Origin of the sequence: Burkholderia sp. RF7-non_BP4 (assembly GCF_001521935.1) — a bacterium.
Taxonomy (GTDB): Bacteria; Pseudomonadota; Gammaproteobacteria; order Burkholderiales; family Burkholderiaceae; genus Burkholderia; species Burkholderia diffusa.
Window position 1 is genome coordinate 258,242 of the sequence record NZ_LOTA01000010.1, and the last position, 13,238, is coordinate 271,479.

10 protein-coding genes and 1 pseudogene are annotated in these 13,238 nt (G+C 69.6%); 5 read left to right on the forward strand and 6 right to left on the reverse strand.

The genetic code is table 11. The features are described from left to right. The first annotated feature begins 148 nt into the window (after positions 1–148). The 3 genes and pseudogenes from WS49_RS04960 (at position 149) to WS49_RS04970 (ending at position 2,340) form a co-directional block, all read left to right on the forward strand. Complete coding sequence (locus WS49_RS04960; protein ID WP_059524999.1) at positions 149–1,663, forward strand: acetyl-CoA hydrolase/transferase family protein; 1,515 nt, start codon at positions 149–151, stop codon at positions 1,661–1,663. Next, positions 1,660–1,803 (forward strand): annotated as a pseudogene (locus tag WS49_RS04965) (MarR family transcriptional regulator); the annotation flags it as partial. The gene WS49_RS04960 and the pseudogene WS49_RS04965, both read left to right, overlap by 4 nt. A gap of 111 nt (positions 1,804–1,914) precedes the next feature. Further along, complete coding sequence (locus WS49_RS04970; RefSeq protein WP_059525001.1) at positions 1,915–2,340, forward strand: helix-turn-helix domain-containing protein; 426 nt, start codon at positions 1,915–1,917, stop codon at positions 2,338–2,340. Positions 2,341–2,427: 87 nt separating this feature from the next. Here the strand turns inward: WS49_RS04970 and WS49_RS04975 are convergent, their stop codons facing one another. Continuing rightward, entirely contained in the window at positions 2,428–3,306 is an 879-nt protein-coding gene (locus WS49_RS04975; protein WP_059525003.1) for a helix-hairpin-helix domain-containing protein, read from the reverse strand. Positions 3,307–3,492: 186 nt separating this feature from the next. Continuing rightward, the gene (locus WS49_RS04980) at positions 3,493–5,043 is read right to left on the reverse strand and encodes a sigma-70 family RNA polymerase sigma factor (RefSeq protein ID WP_059525005.1); all 1,551 of its coding nucleotides are present in this window, start codon (positions 5,041–5,043) and stop codon (positions 3,493–3,495) included. 309 nt (positions 5,044–5,352) lie between these two features. Here WS49_RS04980 and WS49_RS33175 point away from each other — a divergent pair, with 309 nt between their 5' ends. Together WS49_RS33175 and WS49_RS04985 are read left to right on the forward strand one after the other, a co-directional pair. Next, entirely contained in the window at positions 5,353–5,778 is a 426-nt protein-coding gene (locus tag WS49_RS33175) for a hypothetical protein (protein WP_059596238.1), read from the forward strand. A 33-nt stretch (positions 5,779–5,811) separates the two neighbouring features. Continuing rightward, a complete protein-coding gene (locus tag WS49_RS04985) occupies positions 5,812–6,642 on the forward strand; it encodes an SH3 domain-containing protein (protein ID WP_059525007.1) in 831 nt (276 codons plus the stop codon). 116 nt (positions 6,643–6,758) lie between these two features. Here WS49_RS04985 and ilvD read toward each other — a convergent pair whose 3' ends face one another. The 4 genes from ilvD to WS49_RS05005 all read right to left on the reverse strand — a co-directional run bounded on the left by ilvD (position 6,759) and on the right by WS49_RS05005 (position 13,189). Continuing rightward, on the reverse strand, positions 6,759–8,618 hold the full coding sequence (ilvD, locus tag WS49_RS04990; protein WP_059525009.1) for a dihydroxy-acid dehydratase: 1,860 nt from the start codon (positions 8,616–8,618) through the stop codon (positions 6,759–6,761). 266 nt (positions 8,619–8,884) lie between these two features. After that, on the reverse strand, positions 8,885–9,907 hold the full coding sequence (locus WS49_RS04995; RefSeq protein WP_059525011.1) for an Ldh family oxidoreductase: 1,023 nt from the start codon (positions 9,905–9,907) through the stop codon (positions 8,885–8,887). Next, positions 9,900–11,492, reverse strand: coding sequence for an aldehyde dehydrogenase (NADP(+)) (locus tag WS49_RS05000; protein ID WP_059525013.1), 1,593 nt, complete (start codon positions 11,490–11,492; stop codon positions 9,900–9,902). The genes WS49_RS04995 and WS49_RS05000 overlap by 8 nt, the downstream gene beginning before the upstream one ends. A 71-nt stretch (positions 11,493–11,563) precedes the next feature. Continuing rightward, positions 11,564–13,189, reverse strand: coding sequence for an APC family permease (locus tag WS49_RS05005; RefSeq protein ID WP_059525015.1), 1,626 nt, complete (start codon positions 13,187–13,189; stop codon positions 11,564–11,566). Positions 13,190–13,238: the final 49 nt, after the last annotated feature.

Below are 13,238 nucleotides of genomic sequence, written 5' to 3' on the forward strand. Positions count from 1 at the left end.
CCAGCGGACATTTCGCGGCAATGGCCTCTGCGATACTCCGACCGTGCCCGTGGTGCCGGGCCGCCCCTCGCGGCCCCAAGGGCTTCGCGTCGCTCAGGAGACACCCCCCGCGACGTCAACGACAGACCAAAGCGTCAGATATACAGCCATGTCTTCTTCACGCATCCTCGCTCCCGCCCTGCGTTCGCTCGTCCGCACCGCCGACGAAGCCGCCGCGCTGATCCGCCCCGGCATGACCGTCGCCATGAGCGGCTTCACCGGATCCGGCTATCCGAAGGCCGTGCCCGCCGCGCTCGCCGCCCACATCGACGCGGCCCATGCGCGCGGCGAGGACTTCCGGATCAACGTGCTGACGGGCGCGTCGACCGCGCCGGAACTCGACGGCGCGCTCGCCCGCACCGACGGCATCTCGATGCGCCTGCCGTACCAGTCCGACCCGACGCTGCGCGACAAGATCAACGCCGGTGAAGTCGACTACCAGGACGTCCACCTGAGCCACGTCGCGCAATATGCGTGGTTCGGGCTGTACGGCGAGCTCGACGTCGCGATCGTCGAAGTCGCGGGCATCCGCGAGGACGGGCTGCTGATTCCGTCCGCGTCGATCGGCAACAACAAGACGTGGCTTGAGCAGGCGAAGCACGTGATCCTCGAAGTCAACGCGCGCCAGCCGCTTGGTCTCGACGGGATGCACGACGTCTATTACGGCACCGCGCTGCCGCCGCACCGCAAGCCGATTCCGCTGACGAAAAGCGACGACCGGATCGGCGAGCCGTACCTGCGCTGCCCGGCGGAGAAGATCGTCGCGATCGTCGAGACCGACGCGCCGGATCGCAGCAACGCGTTCTCCGCGCCGGACGCCACGTCGAAGCAGATCGCGCTGCAACTGATCGACTTCCTGCGCCATGAAGTGAAGCGCGGCCGCCTGCCGGAAAACCTGCTGCCGCTGCAGTCGGGCGTCGGCAACATCACGAACGCGGTGCTCGCGGAACTGAGCTCGGCCGGCTTCTCGAACCTGACTGCTTACACCGAAGTGATCCAGGACGGCATGCTCGACCTGCTCGACGACGGCACGCTGAGCTTCGCGTCGGCCACGGCGCTGTCGCTGAGCCCGGCCGCCGTGCAGCGTTTCGCCGACGAGATCGCGACGTTCCGCGAAAAGATCCTGCTGCGCCCGCAGGAGATCAGCAACCACCCGGAACTCGTGCGCCGCCTCGGCTGCATCGCGATGAACGGGATGATCGAGGCCGACATCTACGGCAACGTGAACTCGACGCACGTGATGGGCACGAAGATCCAGAACGGCATCGGCGGCTCGGGCGACTTCGCGCGCAACGGCTACCTGTCGTGCTTCATGTCGGCCAGCACCGCGAAGGGCGGCGCGATCTCGCGGATCGTGCCGATGGCGAGCCACGTCGACCATACCGAGCACGACGTCGCGGTGGTCGTCACCGAGCAGGGGCTCGCCGACCTGCGCGGCCTGTCGCCGAAGCAGCGCGCGCGTAAGATCATCGCGACCTGCGCGCATCCCGACTACCGGCCGATGCTCGAGGACTACTTCGAGCGCGCGTCGCGCGAGAGCTTCGGCAAGCACACGCCGCACCTGCTCGCCGAGGCGCTGTCGTGGCACGAGCGTTACGTGCGCACCGGGACGATGAAGGCCTGACCATCTTTCCGCAGATGCTGGAGGTGGGCGACACGGTCACCGACGACGGGTTGCGCGGCTTCACGCGCGACGAGCGCGACACGCTCGTGCGTCTGCTCGGGCGCGTGCGCCACAACCTGATCGACAGCGGCGGCGAATGAACGCGGTGCGCGGCGCCCGACGACCCGGCGCCGGCGGTTCATGGCGGTCCAGGCTTGTATCGAAGGAGTCGAGCGGCTATCTTGCGACTTCAAGTTCACTTGAGATCGAGCATGAGCCGTCTGGACATCGCCGAAGTCGCGCGCCGCTCGGGCTTGCCCGCGTCGACGCTGCGCTACTACGAGGAAAAGGGATTGATCGTGCCGAACGGCCGTCACGGGCTGCGGCGTCAGTACGACGAGTCGGTGCTGGAGCGTCTTGCGCTGATCGCGCTCGGCCGTGAGGCCGGCTTTTCGCTGGACGACATCCTCGCGATGTTCGGCGCGGACGGCCGGCCCGCGATCGATCGCGCGAAGCTCGACGACAAGGCCGACGAGCTCGACCGGACGATCCGCCGTCTCGGCGCGGTGCGCGACGCGTTGCGGCACGCGGCCGTCTGCCCGGCGCCGAGTCATCTCGAGTGTCCGTCGTTCCGCAAGCTGCTGCGCATCGCGGCGCATCGGCATCCGGCGCGCCGCACGAAGACGGAAGGCGCGTAAGCGGTCAGGCGGTCCGGTTTGCCGGAGCGTGGGCGCTCGAGCGTGCCACGGGGCGGCCGCATCGCCACGGCTGGCGTCCCGAGCGCCTCATCCCGCGTAATACACGCGGCATTCCATCTCGCGTCCGCGCACGATGCGCTTGCCGACGAGCGAGCCGAGCGTTTCGGTGACGACGGTCCGCTGGCTCTCGCATTGCAACGCATCATAGAAGTAGAGCGCGACCCAGTCCGCGGTGCGCCCCGACTCTTGCGGGCGCACGGGATACGGGCACAGCGCGGTGAAATGCCAGCCGCCTTTCGTCATGTGCATCACGGGCGGCTGAATGCTCACATCCGCGTTCAGCCGGCGCGACACGAGCGTGGGCAGGATGCCGGCGGCGGCCTTGCTGCGGTACAGGCGGTCGATGTACAGCAGCAGTTCGACGGGCGGCTCGGTGCCGAGGCTGGCGTCGCGCGCGTGGCCTTGCCAGCGGCGGCGCCGGCTCAGCACGTCGTCGAGCGCCGCGCGGATGCCGGCCGCGCGCCGCGGGCCGACGCCCGGAATCGCTTCGAGCTGGCCGCTGCGGGCCGCGCGTTCGAGATCCTCGAGCGTATCGATGTGCAATTGGTCGTGAATCCGCAGCGCGAGCGCATGGCCGATGCCCGGCACGGCTTCGAATGCGGACGCGCGCTCCGCGTCGCCGCGCAGCCGATCGAGCAGCCGCCAGCGTCCGGTCACCAGCAGTTCGGCGATCGCCTCTGCGACGCCCGTGCCGACCTCGGGCAGTGCGTCGAGCGCATCGACGCCGCCCGCGTCGAACCGCGTGCGGATACCGTCTTCGAGCGACTCGATCGTATCGGCCGATGCACGGTAGGCGGCAACCCGATAAGGATTCGCGCCCTGGTCGGCAAGCAACTGCGCGGCCTCGCGCAGGCAGGCCGCGATCTGCCGGTTTTCCTCGTGTGTTTGGCCGATGGTCGTTTGCATGTGCGGAACCTGGAGATGTGCAAACGGAATGGACACGGCGCGCAACGCCCCGGCCCACCTCTTATTTCAGCACATTGTCACGGCAAGCGACGAGCAAAAATTGATGTGCGTCAACGGCAAACGTTGCACGGGCGGGACCGGTCCCGCGCGCGTTCGTGCCGGCGTGCAGCACGAGCGCGCGACCCGTTACGCGTCGAGGAACGACTGCGCGCCCTCGGCCTCCGCGGCCATGCGCAGCGTGGCGAGCGCGCGCTTCTCGATCTGCCGCACGCGTTCGCGTGACATCCCCGCGTCCTGCGCGATCGCATCGTAGGTGTCGGGCTCGGCGCCGCCGAGGCCGAACCGCCGGCGCAGCACGTCGGCCTCGGCCGGCGTGACCGAGCGCAGCAGCGACGTCACGCATTCGCGCATGCGCGTGTCGGCCAGACGCTCGAACGGGCTCGCCGATGCCTGGTCCTCGAGCAGGTCGACGAGGCCGGTATCCGCGTCGGGCAGCGGCGTGTCGAGCGACAGCGGCTCGGCAGGCAGCGCGAGCACCGCGCGCAGCTTGTCCTCGGCGAGCCCGGTCTCGGCCGCGAGTTCGGCCGGCGTCGCGCGGCGGCCCGTGCGCTGGCGAAAGCGCAGCGCATGGCGCTGCACGCGCTGGTACTGGTCGCCGACGTGCACGGGCACGCGGATCGTGCGCGAGCGGTCGGCCACCGCGCGCGCGACCGCCTGCCGGATCCACCAGGTCGCGTAGGTCGAGAACTTGAAGCCGCGCCGGTATTCGAACTTCTCGATCGCGCGCATCAGGCCGAGGCAGCCGTCCTGCACGAGATCGGGCAGGTCGACGCCGCGGTTCATGTACTTGCGCGCGATCGACAGCACGAGGCGCAGGTTCGCCTCGAGCATCGCGCGCGTACCGTCGCGCACTTTTTGCTGGCCGTCGCTCAGCGCGGCGCCGAGCGCGCGCCGCGCGACCGGATCGAAGCACGCGGCATCGGCGCCCGCGGTGGTGCCCGCTCCGGCATCGACCGGGGCAGTGGCGAGCGCGCGCACGACGCGGCTCGCTTCGTCGACGGCCGGTGCAACCCATGCGAGCGAACCGAGCAGCGCGGCCAGGCGGTTGCGCGCGTCGCGATACTCGGCCGAGCGGCAGCCCTGCGCGTGCAATGCGTCGCGCACGGCCGCAACCGCGCCTTGAAGCGTGTCGTAGCGCGCAGGCGCCGGTGCGTCATCGCCGTCGTCGCCTTCGTCGGTGGCCGCGGCGGTTGCACGCGTTGCGGCATGGCGCGCGAGCAGCGCCTCGACGGCCGCCGGACAGCCGGCGAGCGCGTGCAGGATCTGATGGCGGCCCGTTTCGATCTCGCGGGCAAGCACGATTTCGTCCTCGCGCTTGAGCAGCGGCACCGCGTGGATGCGCCGCATGTAGAGGGCGAGCGGATCGGTCGATGCACCGGTGCCGCGCGCGAGATCGCCTAGCAGCGCGCGGCCCTCGTCGAGGGCGTCGCGATCGACGTCGACCGGTGCCGCGCCCGTGAACGGCGCCGGCGCGACGGGCTCGTCGAGCACGGCGATGCCGATGTCCGCGAGCGCGGCGCGCACGACGTCCAGCGCGTCGGGGCTGTCGCTTTCCGGCGGCAGCGCGTCGACGAGGTCGGCGTGCGTCAGATAACCCTGTTCGCCGGCGAGCGCCAGCAGCTGGATGATCGGATCGAGGGGCGTGTCCGCCCGAAGCGTGGGGCGTGGCGTAGTCATGTCGATGGCGGCGCGAGCCGCGCTCCTGTCTGGGCGGGCCGAAGTCCGCGGGTTTCAGGCTCCCGGGGGCCGCGAACACCCGTCCGCGCCGGCCAGCCTGATTCGATATTCAACTTGAGGGCATTTGCGCCAACTTCAACGCCGGCGTGGCTGACGCGCGAGCATGCGGCATGCCCGCGCGGTCGCGCCCCGTTCTTGTTGCCGCGAAACAAAAAGTAACGGATCAAACCCGCAGAAATATGCGGGGGACGTAAGCTAGAGTCAGGCGCGCGCCACGCGGCGACGCACCGATTCCCTGCGGAGCCTCGAATGAACCCGATTCCCGCCGCGCGGCCTGCCGTCATGGCGCTGGCCATGTTCGCGCTGAGCGGCTGTTATTACACCAGCCCATACGGCTATGCGCCGTATTACGCACCCGTGCCTGCCACGGTGTCGCAGCGAGAGATCCCGGTGGCGCCGGCAACCGCCGCACCGGTCGCGCCGTCGACGCCCGCGGTGCCGCCGCCGGCAGACGATTACGTCTACGTACCGGCCCCGGTATATGTCGCGCCGGCTTATGTGCCTTACCCGGCCTACTATCCCGCGTACTACCCGGGCTGGTATGGGCCGCCCGTCACGATCGGCCTCGGTTTCTGGGGGCATTGGGGCGGCGGCTACCGGGGCGGATACTGGCACCGTCCATGGGGCGGCGGTCACTGGGGAGGCGGGCATGGGGGCGGGGGCCATCGACACTGACCGACGCGCGGTGGCACCGCGCGGGAGAGCATCATGAGCAACACGATCATCCGAAGTTTGTGCGTCGTCCTGTTCGGCATCGCCGCGGTGCCGGGCATCGCCGACGCGCAAAGCAGCGCCTACACGAACTCGCCGGCCGAAATCTATGCGGGGCCGGCGCCCGATTATCCGGTCGTCGCGCAGGTTCCGCCCGGCACCGCGCTGGACGTGTTCGGCTGCCTGAGCGACTACTCGTGGTGCGACGTCGCGCTGCCGGGCGTGCGCGGCTGGATCGACGCGGAGCAGCTCGACTATCCGTATCAAGGCAATTACGTGCCGTTGCTCGAATACGGCGCGATCATCGGCGTGCCGGTGACCGGCTTCGCGATCGGCGCGTACTGGGACCGCTACTACCGCCATCGGCCGTGGTTTCACGATCGCGACCGCTGGGAGCGGCGTGCCGAGCCGCGCATCGGCCCCGGCGGGATGCCGCCCGCTTACGGACACCCGCAGCCGGGCGGCCCGAACCAGCGCGCGCCGGGCGGCGGGGCGCCCGAGCGGCATGATGCACGGCCGTCGGCCACGCGCGGTGGCTGGAACGGCCCGAACCGCGCGCCGGCGCCACAACAGGCCGCACCCGCGCCTGCGCCGATGCCCGGCCGTCAGCCGCAGCCGCAGCCGCAGCCGCAGCCGCAGCCGCAGCAGCCGGCGCAGCAGCCCGCACCTAACGGTGGCGCGGCCCGGATGATGGCGCCGCCGACGTATCAGGGCGGCGGCGGTTACGGCGCACGGCCGCAAGGCGGTGGAAACAGCGGCGGGAACCGCGGTGGTGGGAACCACGGCGGCGGTGGAGGCGGATGGGGCACCGACGAGTTCCGTCATTGATCGACTGACGGCGCCGGTGCCGCGGCTTCGGGCCGGCGCCGGACGAAAAAAAGCCGCTCCGAGGAGCGGCTTCCGAATCACGCAGGCGGGCCGTTCGCGCGGCCCGTCGCCCGGTGTCAGTCGTCGAGCAGCGACAGATCGCGCACGGCGCCCTTGTCGGCCGACATCACCAGCTTCGCATAGGCCTTCAGCGCCGCGGACACCTTGCGCGGGCGCGGTTGCGCCGGCTTCCAGCCCTTCGCGTTCTGCTCTTCGCGGCGACGCGCGAGTTCCTCGTCCGACACCAGCACGTCGATCGTGCGGTTCGGGATGTCGATGCGGATCCGGTCGCCGTCGCGCACGAGGCCGATCGCGCCGCCCGCTGCCGCTTCCGGCGAGCAGTGACCGATCGACAGGCCCGACGTGCCGCCCGAGAAGCGGCCGTCCGTCAGCAGCGCGCATGCCTTGCCGAGGCCCTTCGACTTGATGTAGCTCGTCGGGTACAGCATTTCCTGCATGCCGGGGCCGCCCTTCGGGCCTTCGTAGCGCACGATCACCACGTCGCCGGCCTTGACCTTGTCGTTCAGGATGTTCTCGACCGCTTCGTCCTGCGATTCGGTCACGTGCGCCGAGCCCTCGAACACGAGGATGCTTTCGTCGACGCCGGCCGTCTTCACCACGCAGCCGTCGAGCGCGATGTTGCCGGTCAGCACGGCCAGGCCGCCTTCCTTCGAGAATGCATGCTCGTACGAGCGGATGCAGCCTTCGGCGCGGTCGAGGTCGAGGCTCGGCCAGCGCGTGTCCTGGCTGAACGCGACCTGCGTCGGGATCCCGGCCGGGCCGGCCAGGTAGAACGTGCGGACCGCTTCGTCTTCCGTGCGGACGATGTCCCACTGGTCGAGCGCATCCTTCAGCGTCGGCGCGTGCACGGTCGGCACGTCGGTGTGCAGCTTGCCGGCGCGGTCCAGCTCGCCGAGGATCGCCATGATGCCGCCCGCGCGGTGCACGTCCTCGATGTGGTACTTGTTCGTGTTCGGCGCGACCTTGCACAGCTGCGGCACGATGCGCGACAGGCGATCGATGTCCTTCATCGTGAAGTCGATGCCGGCTTCCTGCGCGATCGCCAGCAGGTGCAGGATCGTGTTGGTCGAACCGCCCATCGCGATGTCGAGCGTCATCGCGTTTTCGAACGCCTTGAAGCCGACCGAGCGCGGCAGCACGCGCATGTCGTCCTGCTCGTAGTGCTGGCGGGTCAGCTCGACGATGCGGCGGCCGGCGCGCTTGAACAGCTGCTCGCGATCCGCGTGCGTCGCGACGACCGTGCCGTTGCCGGGCAGCGACAGGCCGAGCGCCTCGGTCAGGCAGTTCATCGAGTTCGCGGTGAACATGCCCGAGCACGAACCGCAGGTCGGGCAGGCCGAGCGCTCGACTTCGGCGACGTCGGCATCCGAATACGACTGGTCGGCCGCGATCACCATCGCGTCGACGAGGTCGAGCTTCTTCAGTTCGACGGTCTTGGTGACCGGGTTCGCAAGGCGCGTCTTGCCGGCTTCCATCGGGCCGCCCGACACGAAGATCACCGGAATGTTGAGGCGCATCGCGGCCATCAGCATCCCCGGCGTGATCTTGTCGCAGTTCGAGATGCACACCATCGCGTCCGCGCAGTGCGCGTTCACCATGTACTCCACCGAGTCGGCGATGATGTCGCGGCTCGGCAGCGAATAGAGCATGCCGTCATGGCCCATCGCGATGCCGTCGTCGACCGCGATCGTGTTGAATTCCTTCGCGACGCCGCCGGCGGCCTCGATCTCGCGCGCGACGAGCTGGCCGAGATCCTTCAGGTGCACGTGCCCGGGCACGAACTGCGTGAACGAGTTGACGACCGCGATGATCGGCTTCGAGAAATCGTCGTCTTTCATGCCGGTGGCGCGCCACAGCGAGCGCGCACCTGCCATGTTGCGGCCGGCGGTGGAGGTTTTGGAACGGTATGTGGGCATGGTGATGGCTGAAGAATTATCGCGAAAAAGGGTGGAGGCACGGGAATGGAGGCCTCTCGCGCGCCCGTGCGAACAACCTCTTGAGCTGCGCCCTGGGCAAACCCGTCGATTATCCCACAGCCGCCGGGCATGCGGCCGCCGGCGGGCGCGGGCGAGCGGGCGCCGGATTGGACGCCTGGATGCAGGCGCGGGACACGCCGGTCGAACCGGACGGCGGCTTCATCGCCCGTCCTGCCGGCGATGAAGCCGCGCCCGGCGATCGCGCGTCAGTTGAGCAGCGTCAGGATTTCGTCGTACAGCGCCTTCGGAATCCGCACGCCGTGCGCAATGCTGCGCGCACGAGCGTCGAAGCGCCGCTGCGACGGCAGCCGCGCGCCTTGCCCGGTGATCGACGCGAACATCCGCTCGCCGCGCGCGAGGCCCGCGTCGAGATCGTCGCCGAGGAACACCTTCGGGTCGAATGCGATCACGAGCTCGCCGTGGCACGGCGTCGCGCCGACGCCTTCGTCGAAGTCCATCGACTCCTGGCTCGTCATGTCGCCGATCAGCGCGCCGCCGAGCAGTTCGACCATCGCCGCGAGCGCCGAGCCCTTGTGCCCGCCGAACGTGCGCATCGCGCCCTGCAGCGCGGCCTTCGGATCGGTGGTCGGCTGGCCGTCGGCGTCGATCGCCCAGTGCGGCGGAATCGCCTTTCCCTGTTTCGCGTGCAGCTCGATGTCGCCGCGCGCGATCGCGCTGGTCGCGAAATCGAACACGAACGGCACGCCGTCCGGGCGCGGCCACGCGAACGCGATCGGGTTCGTGCCGAACACCGGCTCGCGGCCGCCTTCCGGCGCGACCCAGCTGTGGCTCGGATTCATCGCGATGCCGACCAGCCCCTCGGCGGCGATCGCCTCGACCTCGGGCCACAGCGCCGAAAAGTGGTAGCAGTGGTTGATCGCCATCGCGGCGATCCCGTGCTGCTTCGCCATCTCGACGAGCACCGGCAGGCCGGTCTCGAAGCTCAGCAGCGAGAAGCCGCGATGGGCGTCGACCGCGACGATCGACGACGACAGCCGGCGCAGCGTCGGCACGGCTTGCGGGTCGACCTTGCCCTTCTTCAGCGAGCGCACGCACACGAGCAGCCGATACACGCCGTGCGAGTGGCACTCGTCGCGCTGGCCCTGCGTGATCACGCCCGCGATCGCCCGCGCGTGCGCATCGGACAGCCCGTGGTGCGTCAGCACCCGCAGCGCGAGCGCATGGACCTCATCGAGCGACAGGACGACTTCGGCGAGCGGCTCAGACATCGCGCGCGTCCCGGGGCGCCGGCACGCCGTCGATGCGTTGCGGCACGTTCAGCGGGTTGCCGTTGCGGATGGCGTCGGGCAGCAGCGCGTCCGGCACGTCCTGGTACGACACGGGGCGCAGGAAACGCTCGATCGCGCGTGCGCCGACCGACGTCGTGCGCGTGTCGGACGTGGCCGGGAACGGACCGCCGTGCACCATCGCATGACCGACCTCGACGCCCGTGCCGAAGCCGTTGACGAGAATGCGGCCGGCCTTGCGCTCGAGCGTCGGGCGCAGCGCGGCGAACAGCGCGGCGTCGCCGTCGGCGAGATGCGCGGCGATCGTCAATTGGCCTTCGAGCGACTTCAGCACGCGGTGCAGCGTGTCGGCATCCGGGCAGCGCACGATCAGCGATGCCGGACCGAACACTTCGTCACGCAGTTCGGGATGGGCGATGAATGCGTCGGCCGAGGTCGCGAACAGCGCCGCGCGCGCCTGGAAGCGACCGCCTTCCACGCCTTGCGCCAGCAGTTCGACCGCGTCGTGCGCGCGCAGGGTGGCCACGCCTTGCGCATAGCTCGCGTGGATGTGCGGCGTCAGCATCGTCTGCGCGGCGGTCGCCTGCACGGCGGTGGCCGCCGCGGCTTCGAACGCGCGCAGCGCGGGGCCGTCGACGGCGAGCACGAGGCCCGGGTTGGTGCAGAACTGGCCGGCGCCGAGGGCGAGCGATGCGACGAACTGCGGCGCGATCGCATCGTGGCGCGCGTCGAGCGCGGCCGGGAACAGCAGCACCGGGTTGATCGAGCTCATTTCCGCATAGACCGGAATCGGCTCGTGGCGCGCGGCCGCGATGTTCATCAGCGCGACGCCGCCGCGGCGCGAGCCGGTGAAGCCGACGGCCTTGATGCGCGGATCGGCGACGAGCGCCTGGCCGATTTCGCGCGACGCGTCGAACAGCAGCGAGAACACGCCGGCCGGCAGCCCGCATTCGCGCACGGCCTGCTGGATCGCGCGGCCGACGAGCTCGGACGTGCCCGGATGCGCGGAGTGCGCCTTGACGATCACCGGGCAGCCGGCGGCGAGTGCCGACGCGGTATCGCCGCCCGCGACCGAGAACGCGAGCGGGAAGTTCGACGCGCCGAATACGGCGACCGGCCCGATCGCGACGTTGCGCAGGCGCAGGTCGACGCGCGGCAGCGGCTTGCGGTCCGGGCGGGCCGGATCGATGCGCGCATCGACGTAACCGCCGTCGCGCACGAGCGACGCGAACAGCGCGAGCTGGCCGACCGTGCGGCCGCGTTCGCCTTCGATGCGTGCGCGCGGCAGGCCCGTTTCGGTGACGCAGCGCTCGATCAGGTCGTCGCCGAGCGCCAGGATGTTGCGGCCGATCGCATCGAGAAACGCCGCACGTTGCTCGGGGCTCGTCTCGCGATACGTGTCGAAGGCTTCGTCGGCGAGCGCACAGGCCGTCTCCAGGTCGTGCAGGCTCGCGCCGCCGAATGCGGGCTCGAGCGGTTCGCCGGTCGCGGCGGCGATCGCGTGAAGGGTGCCGTTCTGTCCGGCGATGGCCGACTGGCCGATCAGGAGCTGACCTGTGAGTTGCATGGGTTTTCCTCGGAAAATGCGGGGCCGGGCGTGAGGCGCCCGGCCGGAGTGAAAAGGGGAAAGCGGGTGTGTCAGTCTTCGTCGTCGTCGAGTTGCAGCTTGTCGGAACGGATGCCGGTATTGGCGCCCCAGTAGTAGATGACGAGCGCGACGGCCGCGACGACGACCGTGTCGTACGGATGCGCGAGCTGGCCCGTGCCGCCGAAGCCGCCGAAGTAGGACAGCACGATCATGGCCGCGTAGAACGCGATCAGCCACGCGGACGAACGCACCTGCTCGGCGAGGCTCAGGTGCGCGGTCGGCACCCAGCGGCGGCACGCGAGATAGATCACGAACATGACGATCTGCAGGCCGAGCAGCCAGGACACCGTGCCCCAGCCCGACCAGTAGACGATCAGCGCGGCGATCACGAACGACGCGGGGCCGGTGATGCCGAACGCCACCGCGCGGAACGGCCGCGGCAGGTCGGGCGCGGTGCGGCGCAGCGCGGCGACCGACACGGGCGCGACCGCATAGCTCAGCACCAGCGCGGCCGACACGATGTTGATCAGCGCCTCCCACGACGGGAACGGCATGGTCCAGAAGATCGCGAGGCCGAACGTGAGCCACAGGCCCGCGCGCGGGATGCCCGATGCCTCGTCGACGCGCGTGAACACCTTGAAGAACGTGCCCGTCTTCGCCCAGCCGTAGACGACGCGCGGCGTCGCGTTCATGTAGATGTTGCCGCAGCCGCTCGGGGAGATCATCGCGTCGGCGACCACCATCACCGCGAGCCAGCCCACGCCGAGCGCGAGCGCGATGTCGCGGTACGGCAGCGAGAAGGCCTTGCTCACGTCGTGCCAGCCGGCGGCCAGCATGTCGGTCGGGATGCTGCCGATGAACGCGAGCTGCAGCAGCACGTAGATCAACGTGGACAGCAGGATCGACAGGATCAGCGCGATCGGGATCGTGCGCTGCGGATTGCGCACTTCGCTCGCGACCGACACGATCGGCGTGAGGCCGAGATACGCGAAGATGATGCCGCCGGCCGACACGGCCATCTCGATGCCCGGCATGCCGAACGGCGCGAAACCGTGCGCGGTGAGGTTGGCGGGCTTGAAGAACGTGAACAGCACCGCGATCACCGACAGCGGCACGATGAACTTGAAGATGCTGATGATGTTGTTCGCCTTCGCGAACGTCTTCACGCTCGAATAGTTCAGGTAAAAGAAGAAGCACAGCAGCGCGGCCTGCACGAGCCAGCCGATCGTCGTCGGGTCGCTCGATCCGGCCTTGGTGAGACCGGGAAACCATGCGGCCGCGTACTGGCGCGCGGCGACCACTTCGATCGCGATCAGGCTCGAGAACGCGATCAGCGTGATGAAGCCCATCAGGTAGCCGAGCAACGGGCCGTGCGAGAACACCGGGTAGCGGACCACGCCGCCCGCGCGCGGCAGCGCGGCGCCGAGCTCGCAGTAGACGATGCCGAGCAGCAGCACCGCGAAGCCGCCGAGCAGCCACGAGAAGATGCCGGCCGGGCCGGCGATCGTCGACACGTGACTCGCGGCGAACAGCCACCCCGAACCGAAGATCGCACCGAGGCCGATGAACGTCAGGTCGGTCAGCGACAGCTGCTTCTTGAACTTGCCGTGACCGCCGTCGGCGGGCACGGAACGGGAAAGCGGGACGGACGGGTGTGTGTTGCCTTGACCTGGCATAGGTTTGTCTCCTGGGAAATATCGGGGCAGGTGCGGCCTGCGCCGCGCT